Below are 16,331 nucleotides of genomic sequence, written 5' to 3'. Positions count from 1 at the left end.
CCATGCTGCCCGAACTTACCAAGTTTGAAGATACCGTCCACCTGATAAACGACAGCGGAATCCAGTTCATGGACTTTGCGGTCAGACTCGATCTGCGAAACGAAGCCGCCGGCCGCTTTGCCAAAATGGGTAATACGCTGATCGCACGCCTGTTGCAGAATCGGGAAACCAAGCAGTACTTCCACTTGGGCCCCGTGGCAACTGCCAACCAATCGGGCGATCGCCTGGCCCATTCGCAAACCCAGGAGCGCCTGGTCACCGAGGTGGATGACGAAGACCTGACCCTGAGCATGCAGGCAAGCCTCAAGCTGCTTGACGGCCTATGGTTGCCCGTTCCGTTCTTTCGTTTTCTGCCGCCAGAGCGCTACGACGAGGGTCCTACCAATTGGGCCCGCGTGCGTCTGGTGGAGCTTGAACAGCCGGATGTAGATGGCAACACTCATCGCCTGACCCTGGCGTTCGACACCCGGTCGATGGCGTCGGCATCGGGGATGCAATACCTGGCGCCGACCCGCGACGACATCAACGCCGGTTCAGCGTTTCGCCTGGCCTGCCACGCACGCCAGAGCCGATGGTTTCTGGATCAGAAATGGGTGCAGGACTGGCTGGCGGAAATCTATCGCGAGGGCAACAAACACCGCCCCAGCGAAGACATTGATGATGAGCTGGAAGAGCAGCGACACCTGGGTCATTACCTGAACCTGCTGAGCCTGATGGCCAAGCCAGTGCCCGAACAACGTAGCAGCGAACCTGCGCGCATCGTGATCCCGGAAGTCAAACTGGCGGCCAACGGTGTCGAGTCGCTGGACCCGCCGATCCCGGTGGATCTGGTACTGGATGTCGGCAACTCACGCACCTGCGGCATCCTGATCGAAAACCACGGTCAGTCCGGTGACGGGATGAAGCACAACTACATCCTCCAGATCCGCGATCTGGTGCGCCCAGAACGCGTGTATAGCCAACCATTTGAGAGCCGTGTGGAGTTCGCCCAGGCCTCTTTCGGCAAAGAGAACTTTTCGGTCCAGAGCGGCCGCCACGATGCATTCCAGTGGCCGACCATCGCTCGCGTCGGCGTCGAAGCCGGACGGTTGTCTGGGCGTCGTCGCGGCACTGAAGGCTCCACCGGGTTGTCGAGCCCGAAACGCTATCTGTGGGATGAGAATGCCTATACCCATGGCTGGCGTTTCAACAATTCATATGTGCAGACAGACAGCGAGCCGAAAGCCACCGCCGCGCCGTTCTCACACAAAATCACCAAGCTGGGCCAGGCGTTCTACAAGCTCAAGAATGAGGATGATCGCCTGCCTGCGTTTTCCCCTCAGTATTCGCGCAGCTCCCTGATGACCTTCATGCTCGCGGAGGTGCTGACGCAAGCGCTGCTGCAAATCAACAGCCCCGCTCAACGAACACGAATGGGGCATACCCAAAGGCCACGGCAGCTATCGAGCATCACCCTGACAGTTCCGCCAGGCATGCCTCAAGTCGAGCGCAGCCTGCTCAACGACCGTCTGCTGCAAGCCATGGCGCTGGTCTGGAAGTGCATGGGCTGGCATGAAGGCGACCTCGACCCGAGTAAAGCCAAGGGTGCCAACTCTCCAGTGCCCGTACCTCGTGTCCCGCTACCGCGTATAAAAGTGGAATGGGATGAGGCCACCTGCGGCCAACTGGTCTATCTCTACACCGAGATTCGCGAGAACTTCGCCGGCCACCCCCAAGAGTTCTTCGACACTCTGGCCCGCCCCGACAAGACCAATCGCGAGCAGATCACGCTGGCCAGCATTGATATCGGTGGCGGCACCACTGACCTTGTCATCACTGATTATTCATTGGAACGAGGCGCCGAGCACGCCAGCGGCAGCAACGTTTCGATCATCCCCGAGCAACGCTTTCGCGACAGTTTCAAGGTGGCCGGAGACGACATTCTGCTGGACATCATTCAGCGCTTTGTCCTGCCCAGCCTTGAGCAGGCTCTGCTGAATTTCGGCGTGGTGTCACCCCGCTCGCTGCTGTCACGCCTGTGCGGCGATGAGAGCACCAGCGCCCAGGACGCTATCCTGCGCCAGCAACTTAACCTGCAAGTGTTCGTGCCTCTCGGTCTGCGCCTGCTCAAAGACTACGAGGCTTACGATCCCGAGTTGCCAAGCCCGGTTCACGAATACGCGTTTGCCGAGCTTCTGGACGAAGATGCGATCACAGATCGCCTCAGGGAATACGTCGCCGGCGGTGTCCGTCGCATCGATGGCGGCCGCGATGGCTTTGACCTGGGTCAAGCCACCCTGCGGATCGATCTGCCAGCGATTCATCAAGCGTTTCTCAAGGGCCAGATCAATCTTGGCAAGATCCTTGATGCACTCTGCGAGGTGGTCTTCCAATACCCCTGCGATGCACTGCTGCTCACCGGCCGGCCGTCGCGCCTGCCGGGGGTGCAAGCCTACATCCGGCGCAAGGTGCCACTGCCACCGGGGCGCATCGTACCCATGAACGGTTATCGCACCGGAGGCTGGTACCCCTTCCATCGCAACGGTCAGATTGACGACCCCAAAAGCACCGCAGCAGTGGGCGCCATGCTGTGTCTGTTGAGCGAGCAGCGTAAGGTGTCGAACTTCTACTTCAGCGTAGGCCGCCTCAGCCCGTATTCGACTATGCGCCATATCGGCAAGCTGGATGAAAACAATCTGGTGATCGACCACGACATGCTGTACCGCGACGTGATCAAGAGTGACCCACGGGGCAATGAGTTCCTGCAACTGCACGAGCCACACCTGGATGGGCCCCAGTTGCGGGTGCTCGGCAAAACCCGCCTGGGCTATCGCCAGCTGAACGCAGAGCGTTGGGTGGCGGCGCCGCTCTATTTGATCGAACTGACTGAGCGTGGCACACGCAAGCTCGTCGGCAAGCCAACCAAGGACGGCAAGGAGGCATGCCTGCTGCTGCGCTTTCGGATCAAGGAAGCCGAAGCCGACCGCGGCGACGCCGAGATCATTGCCGAAACCCTGGTGATTGACGACAACATCGAAAGCAACACCGATGAGTCCTTCGATCGCAAGGACGTGAAACTACAGCTCTACACCATGTTGAGTGCCGAAGGCGGTGCATCCAACTACTGGCTCGACAGCGGGAGCGTAAGTCCGAAATGACTACTCTGACCACCAAGCAGAATCAACTCACCCAGGCTTGGGCATCCGTACATGAAGGTGCTGGCCTGGCCCTGGACTGGGTGGCCGACGTGGCCGGAAAAGTCGAAGAAGTGGCCACCAAAGCGGATGCTCTCAACCGCGATTTGTACCGTGCGCGCAACCTGGCCCGCAGCCTGGGACGGGTCTCGACCACCCCAATGGGCATCGGTTTCTTCGGTCTCTCACAAGCAGGAAAGAGCTACCTGATTTCGGCCCTTGCCGCAGACGACAAGGGCCAATTACTCACCCAACTGGGCGATCAGCAGTTGGACTTCATCAAACACGTGAACCCGGTCGGCGGCGGCAAGGAGGCCACCGGGCTGGTCACGCGCTTCACGCGCAGTGCGAAACCGAGTCCTGCTTCCGGCTTTCCTGTGGAGCTGCGCCTTTTCCGGGAAGTCGAAGTCGCGATCATACTCGCCAATGCCTGGTTCGAGGACTTCGATCATCAGCGCCTCAATAGCCAGATCTCCGATGCCCAGGTAGAAAGCCTGCTGCAACGCTTTGAAGGCAACCTCGCCGCTGCGCCGACGGCCGGCGTCAGCAGTGACGATGTGGTGCTGCTCTGGGACTATCTGGAACACCATTACGCCAACGCCATGCGCCCCCTGCTGGCCCACTACTGGCCTCGGGTGGTCAAGCTGGCGCCACGCTTGTCGATACGTGATCGTGCTCAGCTGTTTGCCCCGCTGTGGGGCGGCATCGACAAGATGACCGAAACGTACGAACAACTGGCCGCCGCCCTGCACCGCCTTGGTCTGGCCGAAACGGTCTATGCACCGATCAGCGCCCTGGTCAGCGAACGGGACGGGCAGTTGGTTCAAAGCAACAGCATCATCAACGTCGACATCCTCAGCCGCCTGGGCGGCAGCAGCGACACGACTATTGAAGTGCGCCCGTCAATCGCCGGCGCCTTAAGCCCCGCCGTGTCAGTAAATCGGGCAGAGCTTGCCGCGCTGACCAACGAGTTGATTTTCCGTCTCGACAATGAGCCGGCCAATCCGATCGTCAACAGCGTCGACCTGCTGGATTTTCCGGGCTATCGCAGCCGACAAAAACTGATGAGCATCAACGAAGCCAGCGAAGTCGACAGCAGTGGCGCTGCCAACAATCCAGTAGCCAAGCTGCTGCTGCGGGGCAAGGTCGCTTACCTGTTCGAGCGTTACACCAACGAGCAGGAAATGAACGCGCTGGTGATGTGCACGAGCACGTTCAAGCAGAGCGAAGTCGTCAGCGTTGGTCCGGTTCTGAAAAGCTGGATCGACAAGACTCAAGGCTCCAGTGCGCAGCAGCGCGACGGCCGTGCCAGCGGTCTGATCTGGGCGCTGACCATGTGTGACGGTTTCATCGGTGGCGCGCTCAACGGCGAAACCGTTCAGTTCCCCGAAGCCTGCGACAACATGCTCAAGCTCACCATGATTGAGCGCTTCGGCAATGAAGAATGGATGAAACAATGGGGCAGTACGCCCTTCAAGAACACTTATCTGGTGCGCAAGCCACGCTTCAAGACCAACTTCATTGATCTGGAAGACAAGCTCGGCGAGGTGCGTTTGAATGAATCCTCCCTCGCAGCCCTGTCGGAGCTGGAGCGAGCCTTCAACAACAGTGAGCTGGTCAAGCGCCACGTGGCAGACCCACAGAACGCCTGGCAGGCGATGCTCAAGATGAACGATGGCGGCATGGAACGCTTCAGTTCAGCATTCACGTCGGTCGCCAACATTGAATTCAAACTGCACCGTATCGAGGAGCAGCTTGAAGAACTGATGGTGCAATTGCTGCCACGTCTCGAAGAGTACTACGAGGCCGGCGGCGAAGATGAGCGCGCCAAAAAGAAGGTGATCGCCAACCAGATCGCCCGCCCCTTCGCCACGACGCCCCACGGCAAATACGTGCTCGGCGAGCTGCTCGCGTATATGGCGCTACCCGAACAGCAGTTGCGTGAGCTGTACCTCAACGGTGATTTTGATGCGTCGTCGGCCGAACCTGTTGAAACAAAACCGGCCGCAGTCAAAACCGAGGTTGAATACGACATTTTTGGCGAAGCCATCACGCCTGTTGCTGAGCAAACAGCCGTTGCGACAGCGCCCCCGCAGTATCAGAGCCACGAGCACCGGTTTGCTCGCGCTGCATTCGATCTGTGGGCGAGCCATCTGCGCAACCTGAGCCGACGCCAAAGCCTGTTGGAGTTACTGGAACTGCCTGCCGAGGCCATCGCGCTGATGGTCAAGGAGCTGGTGGTTTGCGCCGAACGTCTGGACGTGCCATTGCAACTGAGCAATGCCTTGCTCAAGCGCGCGCAGAGCGGCGTTCGCAGAGAGCATCTGGTGCAGCGCCAGGTGCTGACCGTACAACTGTTGCTCAATGATTTCGCCGCCTGGTTCGGCCATACCACCGAGCCGTCCGCGCAGCGCCCCAATGGCCTGCTGGGTTCAAAGCAACCGCTGTTTGCCTTCTATGAAAAGGAAATGCCGGGGCGCTTCCCACAGTTGGCGCCCCAAGCGGATGACCAAAGTGTGATCTTCGCCAACGACTGGATTTCGGGCATCGCCATTCATACACAGAAAAATGTCGGCCATCGCAAGGGCAAAGACATTACACCCGAGCAGAACGAGGCCATGGGCCGAGTCATCCAGGCCTTCAAAGCGAGATCATAAATGTCCATCACTATCCGACTCTCTCCACTGGCCAATCCCGTGCCCGGCCATGGCTTTCTTCAAGTGCGTGGTTGGGAGCATGACGCCGGCATCCTTGAGTTTGCCATTCAGCGCAACCAGGATGACTACTATCTGCAACAGAGCCACCAGTGGGGCAATGCGCCTTGCTGGTTCGCGCAACACTTCGAGGAAGACAGCAGCGGCGACTCGATCAGCCATCAGGTTGGTCCGAACATCGTTGATCCGCTGCTGCTGAACTCGGCGACCGCAGTATTCAATTTTCGCCTGCGCAGCACCGACGGCAGCGGCGAAGATGACAACCCGATGAAGTTGATGGAAGGCCTGGCCCTGTCCGCAGCAGGAAGTGCCACCGGGCCTGCGGCTGCGCAGACCTCCGTAACCCTCGAATCGCCAGCGCAAGCTGCGTCTGTCATCGAACCGGAGCCAGCACCTGTCATCGAGCCAGTGCAAGCGCCGACCGAGCAGGCAGAGCCATCACCGGAGCCCATTATTGAGCCGCCCGCGGTCACCGCTGCGCCCGCAAAAAGTGGTAAGGGACTCCTCTTCCTAGGGCTTTTGGTGCTGCTTTGCATTATCGCCGCAGGCCTGTGGTTCTGGCTCAAAAAGCCTGCAGACACGCAGCCGGCGGTGGCGACAACCGCTCCTGCTCCGGCCGCCGTCGCACCTCAAGCACCGGCCGCACCGGCGCCGTGCAGCAGCGAGGCACTGACCAGCGAAACCGAGCTGAACTTTGTACAGGGCTGCATCAAGCTTGCGCCTGATAGCGCGACCCTGCTGAACATCATCGGGATGGCTAAAGCCAATAAACAGTGCGGCGTTGCGCAGCGGCTTTATGCCAATCGCGCTCAGGCAGGCAACGTAGAAGTCGCCGAAGCATACGCGCGCGAGTACGACCCCAAGTACTTGCAACCAAGCGCCTGTTTTGCGGCAGCCGACAACGCAACAGCGGCCTACTGGTACGAAACCATCCTGGGCTATCAACCTGACAACGCCGAAGCGGCGCAACGCCTCAAGGAGCTCAAGCCGTGACGTTGCTGAAACTGACACTTGCAGCCTGTTTGTGCCTGAGTTCGGGATGGGCCCTGGCTGCCGACAAACCCCTGCTGCAGGAAGGCAAGAAAACCTTGTTTCAGCGTGTACTCACCACGCCAGGATGCCATTTGAGCCCTGCCGCAGGTGCGCCGCCCGGTGCAGAGCAGCCGCCGTTCAGTCGGTTCTACGTTTACGAGCACGCCAAGGCTGGCAACGCTGACTGGATCGAAGTCGGGCCAGACAGTTTTGGCAAAACCTCGGGCTGGCTGCCGGCAGCCTGTACCGTCGACTGGAAAATGCAGTTGACCCTGGCGTTCACCAACCCGGCAAACCGCGACCGACTGATGTTCTTTAAAGAGCGCGGCACCCTAGAGGGCATTCTCGACGCGCCCGATCCGGTCAGCGTGATCGCTCCGCTGCGCGCCAAGCTCAAGCAAAATGCACCCGCGCCGGGCGTGCTTGCGCAAGAGCCGGAATACTTCATCGACATGCAGAAGCAGTTCTACCTGCTGCCCGTGCTCAGCGGTGAGGAAGTCATGACCGAGGGCGGGTTTCGGACTCGCATCCTCAATGTCGCCTCGGTCAGCAAAGCCGATGCAGCCCTCGTACAAAGCACTCAAGCAGGAGCAACGGCAACCTCGTCTCAGGCTGGCATCGACGCTGCCAGCCAACTAAAGGAATTTAGCGCTGCCGTGGTGTTTGTGATCGACTCGACCATCTCGATGGACCCGTATATCGAACGTACCCGCGAGGCAATCAGCAAGGTCTACGCTCAGATCGCCAAGGAAAACCTCGGTCGCCAGGTGAAATTCGGGCTAGTCGCGTTTCGCTCCAGCACACAGGCCGTGCCTGGGCTGGAGTATGTGACCAAGATGTACGCCGACCCCAATACAGTAAAAGACGGCGCGGATTTCATGGCGAAGGTCGCCGACCTGAAGCAGGCCAAAGTGTCGAGCAAGAGCTTTGACGAGGACTCCTACGCCGGGGTCATGCAAGCTATCGACAAGGTCGACTGGAAGCCATTCGGCGCACGCTATGTGGTCCTCATCACCGACGCAGGCGCACTGGATGCCGATGACAAGCTGTCCAAGACCGGTCTGAATGCCGAGCAAGTCAGGATTGAAGCCAGTAATCCAGGCGTAGCCATCTATACCCTTCATCTGAAAACATCCGCAGGTTCCAAAGACCACGCCAAGGCAGAGGCCCAGTACCAGGTACTCTCCACTTTCAGCGGCACTAACACGTCGCTGTATTACCCGGTGGATGCGGGTGATATCAATGCGTTCGGCAGCAAGGTCGATGCACTGGCCACCGCCATCACGGGCCAGGTCAAGGCGGCATACATGGGCGAGGACGCTATCGGCAGCGCCATGAACGCGAAGGCGCCGCCGGCGGAGCAGAAACTGGTCGACGACGCCGCGCTGATTGGCCATGCCATGCGCCTGGCGTATCTGGGCGAAAAAACCGGCAGCCAGGCACCTCCGGTATTTCAGGCATGGATCGCCGACCGCGACCCGATCAAGCAAAACGTCCCGACCACCGATGTCCGTGTGCTGCTGACCAAATCCCAGCTGAGTGATCTGAGTGATGTGCTCAAGAAAATCCTTGATGCGGCCAATGAAGGGATGATCTCCCCCAGCGACATGTTCGAGCGCCTGCGTTCGGTCGCCGCCACCATGGGTACGGATCCAAACCAACTCAAACAGAACGGCACCGCAAAGCTGTCCGAGCTGGGTGTCTTGGGTGAGTATCTGGATGACTTGCCGTATCACAGCGAAGTGCTGAACCTGGATGAGGAGACCTGGAAAAGCTGGGATGGTCTGGCTCAGGAGAAATTCATTCGGACACTGTCCACCAAACTGCGCCATTACCAGATCTATAACGCTGACGTCGATCGCTGGGTTTCCCTGGCCGATGGCAGCGACGCACGTGAGAACGTCTACCCGGTGCCGCTGGAAATGATGCCCTGACATGCTCCGGATCAAAGGACTGAACGTACAACGAGGGAACGGTTCCCAGGCGCACTGCGTCCAGCTGCCTGAGCTGGCGCTGGCGCGGGGACAGATTGTCGCCATTACCGGTGAAAGCGGTTGTGGCAAGAGCACCCTGCTTGAAGCCATTGGCCTGCTACTGGCGCCAGTAAGCGTCGCGCAGTTCAGCCTCGCAGGCCGAGACGTGGCGGCACTGTTGGAAGCTGATGATCAACCGTCTCTGGCTGACATGCGGGCGCGCTCGTTGGGCTTCGTCCTGCAAAACGGCGGTCTTTTACCCTTCCTCAATATTCGCGACAACATCAACCTGCCCCGCCGATTGCTGGGGCTGGATAGCCAAAGCAGCTTCGTCGACAACGCGATTTCTGCTCTGAGTCTGGAGCCCTTGCTGGACAAGTTGCCCCAGGCGCTGTCGATCGGCGAGCGACAGCGGGCCGCCTGCGTGCGCGCCATCGCCCACCAACCGGCACTGATACTCGCCGACGAGCCGACTGCGGCCCTCGATCCGCATAACGCCAGGCTGTTGTTTGAACTCTTGCTGAGCCTGGTGGAGCAGTCAGGCCTGTGTGCGTTGATCGTCTCGCACGACTGGGAACTGGTGCGCAGCTTCGATCTTCCGCGGCTCATTGCCGTCAGCCGGCCTGGAGAGACGCACTTTGAAGCCTCTCGTTAGCCGCTTTCGGCTGCTGGCGAGCCTCGCAGTCGCCGATCTGTGGCATGACCGCAAGGTTTCGTTGTGCATCACGGCTTCGTTGGTGGCAGTGATCGCTCCGTTACTGTTGCTGTTCGGGCTCAAACACGGCGTCGTCAGCCAACTGCAAGACGAGCTGCTGCGCGACCCACGCAATCTGGAAATCAAACTGCTGAGCAGCGGTAACTTCAGCGAACAGTGGCTGCTTGAACTCCAGCAGCGTCCGGAAACCGGGTTTGCCCTCGGGATGACGCGGTCGCTCAACACCCAGGCTGACTTGATCGGCACGGGTGGGCGCTTCGTCGACAATGCGGAAATCCTGCCCACTGCGGCCGGTGATCCACTGCTGAACATGCCCGCCAGCGCACTGCTGCCCGGCCAGGTCATTCTTAGCGCCAGCGCTGCCGAGCGCTTGTCCCTGACGCCGGGTGACACCCTGCGATTAGTTGTACAGCGGCGTCTGGATGGCGTCGCCGAAAAAGGAGAGATCCGGCTGACGCTGGTCGCTGTCATGCCTGCGGCCAGCTTCTCCAGGCCCGCTGCCTTTGTACACCCGGACCGGCTGCTTGAGCTGGAGCGTTTCCGCGACGGCTTCGCCATCCCGTCGCTTGGCGTGATGACAGGCCAGACAGCCGATCATCTGACCCCGCGCTATGCCCGTGCGCGCCTCTATGCCCGTGACATCGATAGTGTTGCTTCGCTGGAGCGCTGGCTCAATGCACAACATATCGAGACCGGCAGCCGGCTGGCAGACATCGACAACGTCAAGGCAATCAACCACGTCCTGGGGGTGATCTTCGGGGTCATCGCCGGTGCTGCGCTGGTGGGCTGCGTGGCATCGCTGGTGGGCGCGTTTCTGGCCAACATCGATCGCAAACGCCGGAGCCTGGCCCTGTTGAGGCTCATGGGTTTCACTGCACCGGCGGTGGCGAGCTACATGGTTTTACAAGCGTTGGCGCTGGCCTTGATCGGTTATCTGGGTGGAATCCTTTGCTACTTCGCCGGCAGCGAGGCGTTCAATCAATTACTGGGTGGCCAGCGCATCACCGGCAGTTTCATCTGCCAGATCACTCCTGTGCACGGCCTTGTGGCACTGCTGCTTTCACTCGTGGTAGCCGCATTGGTCGCCCTGGCTGGTGTGACCCGAGCCCTTCAAATCCAACCTGCGGAGAGTCTGCGTGAACTCTAGACACTGGCACCACCTTCTCGCTGTGCCCCTCACGCTGCTGTCCCTGGGGGCGAGCGCTGAGGCCTGGGAAGAGAAGCTTTACAATCCCATGCCGGACGCCGAGGACGTCGTCCTGCCAATGCCCTGCGATGGCGCGATGGTGTTTCGCAAAGTCTTCATCCCCCTGGCCGGCCCCCTTGACGACTATCCGATCAATATCGGCGGCGACAACAGTGAATGGGGCTATGTGGAGCAGACGCACCCGGCGTTCATCGCCGGCAGCTTTACTGCCGAGAAAAATGCCAAATCCCGTTTCTATCTGCTGGCCAAGTACGAGATGACGGAATTGCAGTATCGAGCGCTCACTCAACCCGAGTGCCCTGCCCCGTCCAACAAGCAACGCCTGCCAATTGTTTCCGTCAGTTGGATGCAAGCGATGGAAGCTGCCGACAAATACAACATCTGGCTGCGGCAGAATGCAGCGGACAAGTTGCCCACCGAGGACGGAGTCGCCGGCTTTGTGCGCTTGCCTACGGAGGTTGAATGGGAGTTCGCGGCACGCGGCGGCCTGAATGTCAGCACGGCCGAGTTTCGAGACCTGCACTATCCGATGCCCGAGGGCCTGAACGCATATGAGTGGTTCTCCGGCACCCAATCGTCCAACGGTCAATTGCAACTGACAGGCTTGCTCAAGCCCAACCCGTTGGGCCTTCACGACATGCTGGGTAACGTCGACGAGATGATGTTCGAGCCGTTCCGGCTGAACAAGCTCGATCGACAGCACGGCCAGGCCGGAGGGTACGTGGTGCGTGGCGGTGACTATCGAACCGCCACAGCCGACATCCGCAGCGCCCTGCGCAAAGAACGCAATTACTACGACGCCAAGGCGCCCGCCACCAGCAAAACCACTGGATTTCGCCTGGCGCTGGCCTCCAGTACGCTGACCTCCCGCGACCGCGTGAGCAGCATTGAAACCAGCTGGAAAAAACTCGGGACCGGCAGCGGCGACAGCAACCAGAGCAATGACAAGAACACCGCCCAGGCCCTTGGCACGCTCGCTTCGACTGTCGAAGACGAGGCCTTGAAAGAAAAGCTCAAGGCGCTGGAAAACCAGCTGCGCGCCAGCAATCAACAGCAGGAAGAAAGCCGTGATCAGGCGATCCGCGCCAGCCTCAATCTGGGCGCATTCCTGTGCACGAAGATGCTCGACGACGGCAAATACCTGGACTTCCTGCAAAAGAATTACGACCTCAACTGCTCGGCAGCCGAGCAAGACGCCAGTTGCCCGATGCGCAAGGGCAAGCTCGATGAGCAGAAAGACCGCCTGCACAAGCTCAGCCACTATTACGCAAGCAGCCTCGTGGACGCCTCGACCCTTTACGGTGAGCCCCTACTGGCGCGCCAGGTCCCGGTCCTAGGCGAAATCATCGCGCGCAATGAGCAGCTCAAAGAACTCAAGCCGTACTTGCAGACCCACTGGGTCAATCAACAAGCCTTTCTCAAAACCCAGAAAATCGACACGGATGCCTGGCTGAACCGTTGTAAGGCAGTCCAGTAACTCGACGTCACGCTAACTCAAGGAGCAACAGCATGAAACAAGTAGGTCACTATCTCCCCAAGGTCATGCTCGGCCTGATCATGTCCGTCAGCCTCGTCCTAGCCGGCTGTGCCAGCAACGGTACCGGCAGCAGCATGCTTGCCGGCTCCGGCACTGCGCCTGACCCTCGACTGACCAAAAGCGCTGACGCATCGTTTTTCTCGACCTCTGGCCTGACTGCCTGTGCCGGTGGCGCCGGGGTGGGAATTTTGGCGTGTGCGGTTTCGAGCCCTAACGACAAAGTGAAATGCATGGTTGTAGCTGGTATCGCCGCATGCGGTGTGGCAATGGGTGCCAACTATTACTACGACTACCGCCGCAGCAAGTACTCCAACACGACCCAACGCCTGCAATTGATGAATGACGACGTGAAGGCAGACACCGAGAAAGTCGCTCAGCGCACCGCCACCTTGCAGCAGGTGATCAACGATGACAAAGAGCGCATCGCCGGCATTCAACAGTCCATCAAGGCCAAGAGCCTGGACAAAGCCAAGGCGCAGCAGGAGATCGCCAGTGTCGACAGCAACCTGGCACAGATGAATAAAGACCTGGCCGGCATGCGCAACAAAGTGACCGAATACAAAAAGACCGCAGACATGGAGCGCACCAACGGTAGCGCTAGTCAAGTCTCGGCCATTGACCTCGAAATCAGCAAAATGAACACCAAGGTTGCGTCGCTGCAGAAAGAAGTAGACGGCCTTTACAGCCAACGCCAAGCCATTACGCTGGGTTGATAGGCACATGATGACTCGAACTCTGATCGCAAGCACCTTCCTGTTGCTGTTGGGGGGCTGTGCCACCCAACCGGGCAGCTGTGATTCAAACAACACCGAGGCCAGCTTGATTACCAAAATGAACTGTGATCACTCCGGTGGCTACAGCGATCAAATCAAACAGCGCGAGCAGGCGCTCGTGGACGCGCGCAATGAAAACGCAGCGTTCCGTGACGTGTACGCAGCCCTGCAAAGCCAGCAACAGGCGACGGGCAAAAGCCTTGCCGAGCAGCAAAAGCAGCAAGCGGCGCTCGACACCTCGATGGGCAAACTCCTGAGCCAGCTCAAAACTCGGCATGCTAACAAGGCCCAGGTCCAACAGCAGATCAGCGATCTGGAGCAGCAACTTGCAGTCAAGAAAAAAGCGGTTGTCAGTGCTGACCCGGCAGTGATCGAAGCACGCAAGCAGGAACTTAAAACCCTGCAGCAAAAAGTCTCCAGGCTGCAACTCAGCCTCGGCTACGAGTAAACGCCTAGAGAGGCCCTGCGGGGCCTCTTCTTATTCCGGATCTGTCCCATGCAGCGCATTACCCGAGATACCACATCCTGCGCCTCAGAGCTTTTGAGTGCTCTGGAGAGCAAGGTCCAACTGCTGCAGCGCTACTTTCCCCCCAGTGTTGCAAGTCTGTACGCCATTCCGCGCTCGGGCAGCGAGGACAGCCTGCAATGGTGGTCTGACCTCGGCGGGCAGCCATTGCCCTACAGCAATCTTGACCCGACCGCTCAGCAGGCACTCCTGGTGCGCTACAACCAGCGCCAGGACGCCATAGGGCGACTAGTCGAGGAGTTGCAGCAGCGCGGAAAAGCCGATGACGCCAGCACGCTTCGTACGCTTATCGGTGCGCCGGATCTCGCCAACCTCTACAGCCTCAACCAGGAACCTGTCATCATCCGCTGGGGCTTGCCGCCGCAGCTACCTCCTGCTGCGGCGCCGCTTACACCCGCAGATACCTCGCCTGCCCCCTCTACGAAAATGGCCCCACGACGCTGGTGGCTGCGACTGCCTCTCTGGCTGATTCTCCTTCCGCTGCTGTTGCTTCTACTTTGGCTGCTATGGACCTGGCGTGGTGGCTTGTGGCACCTGCTGCACCCCGTAAAAATCGGCAACTACGCCTGCACTCAGGGCGCTCAACCCCCGGATTTCGCGGTGGTACTGGATACCTCCGGCTCCATGAACCTCAATATCAATACATCTCCCGATGACGAGAGGTGGTTGAACCAGGTCGGTGAAAATTTGCCAGATAGCAACCCCAGAAAAGCACGGATATTGGCAGAGCCCACCCGGCTGACAGTCGCAAAACAGGCATTCGAATCGATGATCGGCCAATTGCATCCGGACATTCAGACACGCCTGATCACCTTCCGTGGGTGCCAGGGTACGGTCGACCATGGTGTCTTTGCGCAAAATTCACGACCGCAGTTGATCAGCGACGTCCAACGGCTTGGCGCAGACGGTGGAACGCCATTGGCAGCGAGCCTGGTAGAGGCCGCGAGCAAAGTTGATGGTCGTTTCCAGGATTCACTGGTGGTGATGTTTGTCGACGGTGAAGACGGTTGTGATCAGAATGCATGTGACGTCTCCGCACAGATCGCCCGACAGCAGCCGAGACTGCGGGTAAACGTGGTCAACATCAGTGACAGCACCCTCTCGAACTGCATTGCCGAAAACACCGGTGGTCGTGTCTACGCCGCCAACGAAGTCGGTGAAGTGCAGCGAATGCTGCGTGAGGCGGTTGAAGAAGTCGCCAATACACCTGCCTGTGAGGATGCGACCGCAGCCGAGTGACTGTGTGTCAGCGCTGTCAAATGCTGCCCGGGAGGTCGGGCAGCATAAACCGGGGAATGGATGAAAGCCGACATTAGCGATGCTCCAGAAAGAGTCAACCGAAGGCATCACAAACCTAACGTTTTCTACACGGTGATCTGTCTGATGACAGGAAGCCTGGTCATGATAGGTGCGCTCCAGTTGATAAGCCGGGCCCCAAGCCTCGACTCAGCTTACAAGCGGACGGCGAGTTCAACCGAGAATAAAGGGGGATTTACACGCGCAAGTGAGATGCCGCCAAGCCAAGACCCCAATTCATCGTGGCTTCGAGCATCATCGCAAGTACCTGCGCCAGACAATACGACTCGGCAAACCGTTTTCAATGATCAGAACTTTGCGCCAAAAGGCGCTGACAATGTGGTCACGTTTCCGGTTAGCTCCAACTCGCCCCCGCTAGACGAGCCCCGAAAGACCACGAAGATCACGATCGTCCGGCAGTCGCCAAGCATGAAAGAACGTGCCTGCTGGCCATTCAGGCAGGGAAGCATCGAATTGCGAAACTGCCGTTTCTCTGTCGGACTTAAGCATCGAGACTGATCGTGGTCCAAGCACTGTTAATGATCGCACTCCTTTGAAAGGCAGCTCTCGGCCCAGAGTGTGTAAAAACGCCTTCGTGAACCCTTGCTATGATTTCTGAGGATTTCATCGCAGGGATCGCCCATGAATGCAGCGCTGCAACTCGCCGCTTATCAACGGGGCTCGCCTCTGGAAAGAAGGTGTACCGGAGTATGTGCAGTTGCAGGTCATGCATCAGCTCGCCGTCACCGGCAAGCAGTATGCAAGATCGTTACTTGCGATCATTCATCAGTTCGGCAATCAATTGCGCAGGCTGCATTTTTGCAGACTGCGCAATCTGGTTGAGGTTATCGCCGGAGGACGTCACCGCAAGCCCGCGCTGACGCAGTCTCGCTACCAGCTCATCCGGTGTGTTATTGAACAAAGCCGCGCTGTCGACCAAAGGCGCCTTGCTCACTAATTGCACCGCTGCAAATGCAGGGTTCCCGCCTTGCTTGCCTCCAGTACTTGAGACAGCAAAAGGGATCGCTATCAGTACCGAAAGCAGCAGGGGCACAAAGAGTGTCTTGCGATTGATGTACCCCACCATCGGGCCCCAGTTTTTCCAAAGGTGCAAGGCGAATGGAACAAGTAACACCATACTGAGCCATTCATGCATGCCGTGAAAAAGTCCAGGTGCCCAGTGAAAAAACAAAGCCACGCCGGAAATCAGGGAAACCAGGAAAAAGCCTGTAGTGAGAGGTGTTGCATAACGATTGATCAAGTTTTTCAAAGGAAGAGCATCCATGGCTGCGCGTTCTTCGAGCCTGATAAAACGGGCTGAAAAGACTGTTCACGCGGGTAGTTATTCGATGACAGGAGGACGCTGATGATATCGTTTAAGGGTG

11 protein-coding genes and 1 pseudogene are annotated in these 16,331 nt (G+C 58.9%); 11 read left to right on the top strand and 1 reads right to left on the bottom strand.

Annotated elements, in window-relative coordinates; all coding sequences use genetic code 11:
- The first annotated feature begins 2 nt into the window (after positions 1 to 2).
- From BLR63_RS03510 to BLR63_RS32175, 11 genes and pseudogenes are all read left to right on the top strand, one after another.
- Positions 3 to 3,137 carry a virulence factor SrfB gene (locus BLR63_RS03510; RefSeq protein ID WP_010567604.1) on the top strand — a complete coding sequence of 1,045 codons (3,135 nt, stop codon included), beginning with the start codon at positions 3 to 5 and terminating at the stop codon, positions 3,135 to 3,137.
- A complete protein-coding gene (locus BLR63_RS03505; RefSeq protein WP_010567603.1) occupies positions 3,134 to 5,830 on the top strand; it encodes a putative virulence factor in 2,697 nt (898 codons plus the stop codon). The genes BLR63_RS03510 and BLR63_RS03505 overlap by 4 nt, the downstream gene beginning before the upstream one ends.
- Entirely contained in the window at positions 5,831 to 6,880 is a 1,050-nt protein-coding gene (locus BLR63_RS03500) for a hypothetical protein (RefSeq protein WP_010567602.1), read from the top strand. It begins immediately after the preceding gene.
- Positions 6,877 to 8,853 carry a vWA domain-containing protein gene (locus BLR63_RS03495; protein WP_010567601.1) on the top strand — a complete coding sequence of 659 codons (1,977 nt, stop codon included), beginning with the start codon at positions 6,877 to 6,879 and terminating at the stop codon, positions 8,851 to 8,853. The genes BLR63_RS03500 and BLR63_RS03495 overlap by 4 nt, the downstream gene beginning before the upstream one ends.
- A 1-nt stretch (position 8,854) precedes the next feature.
- Positions 8,855 to 9,547, top strand: a complete 693-nt coding sequence (locus tag BLR63_RS03490; RefSeq protein ID WP_010567600.1) for an ABC transporter ATP-binding protein — start codon at positions 8,855 to 8,857, stop codon at positions 9,545 to 9,547.
- Positions 9,531 to 10,754, top strand: a complete 1,224-nt coding sequence (locus BLR63_RS03485) for an ABC transporter permease (protein ID WP_010567599.1) — start codon at positions 9,531 to 9,533, stop codon at positions 10,752 to 10,754. Before BLR63_RS03490 ends, BLR63_RS03485 begins: the two co-directional genes overlap by 17 nt.
- Before the next feature lie 88 nt (positions 10,755 to 10,842).
- Positions 10,843 to 12,291: an SUMF1/EgtB/PvdO family nonheme iron enzyme gene (locus BLR63_RS03480; RefSeq protein WP_010567598.1), complete on the top strand. Its 1,449-nt coding sequence runs from the start codon at positions 10,843 to 10,845 to the stop codon at positions 12,289 to 12,291.
- A gap of 32 nt (positions 12,292 to 12,323) precedes the next feature.
- Complete coding sequence (locus BLR63_RS03475; RefSeq protein ID WP_010567597.1) at positions 12,324 to 13,064, top strand: hypothetical protein; 741 nt, start codon at positions 12,324 to 12,326, stop codon at positions 13,062 to 13,064.
- Between the two features lie 7 nt (positions 13,065 to 13,071).
- Positions 13,072 to 13,572 (top strand): hypothetical protein, encoded by a 501-nt coding sequence (locus tag BLR63_RS03470; RefSeq protein WP_010567596.1) that lies wholly within the window; start codon positions 13,072 to 13,074, stop codon positions 13,570 to 13,572.
- A gap of 48 nt (positions 13,573 to 13,620) precedes the next feature.
- Positions 13,621 to 14,889, top strand: a complete 1,269-nt coding sequence (locus BLR63_RS03465; RefSeq protein WP_010567595.1) for a vWA domain-containing protein — start codon at positions 13,621 to 13,623, stop codon at positions 14,887 to 14,889.
- Positions 14,890 to 15,601: 712 nt separating this feature from the next.
- A pseudogene (locus BLR63_RS32175) lies at positions 15,602 to 15,709 on the top strand (YqaJ viral recombinase family protein); the annotation flags it as partial.
- 6 nt (positions 15,710 to 15,715) lie between these two features.
- Here the strand turns inward: BLR63_RS32175 and BLR63_RS03460 are convergent.
- Positions 15,716 to 16,231: a hypothetical protein gene (locus tag BLR63_RS03460; protein WP_010567594.1), complete on the bottom strand. Its 516-nt coding sequence runs from the start codon at positions 16,229 to 16,231 to the stop codon at positions 15,716 to 15,718.
- Positions 16,232 to 16,331: the final 100 nt, after the last annotated feature.

The sequence above is a fragment of the Pseudomonas extremaustralis genome, from assembly GCF_900102035.1.
Lineage (GTDB): Bacteria > Pseudomonadota > Gammaproteobacteria > Pseudomonadales > Pseudomonadaceae > Aquipseudomonas > Aquipseudomonas extremaustralis.
The sequence above is the reverse complement of the archived record's forward strand: the minus strand, read 5'-3'. Positions and strand labels throughout refer to the sequence as shown.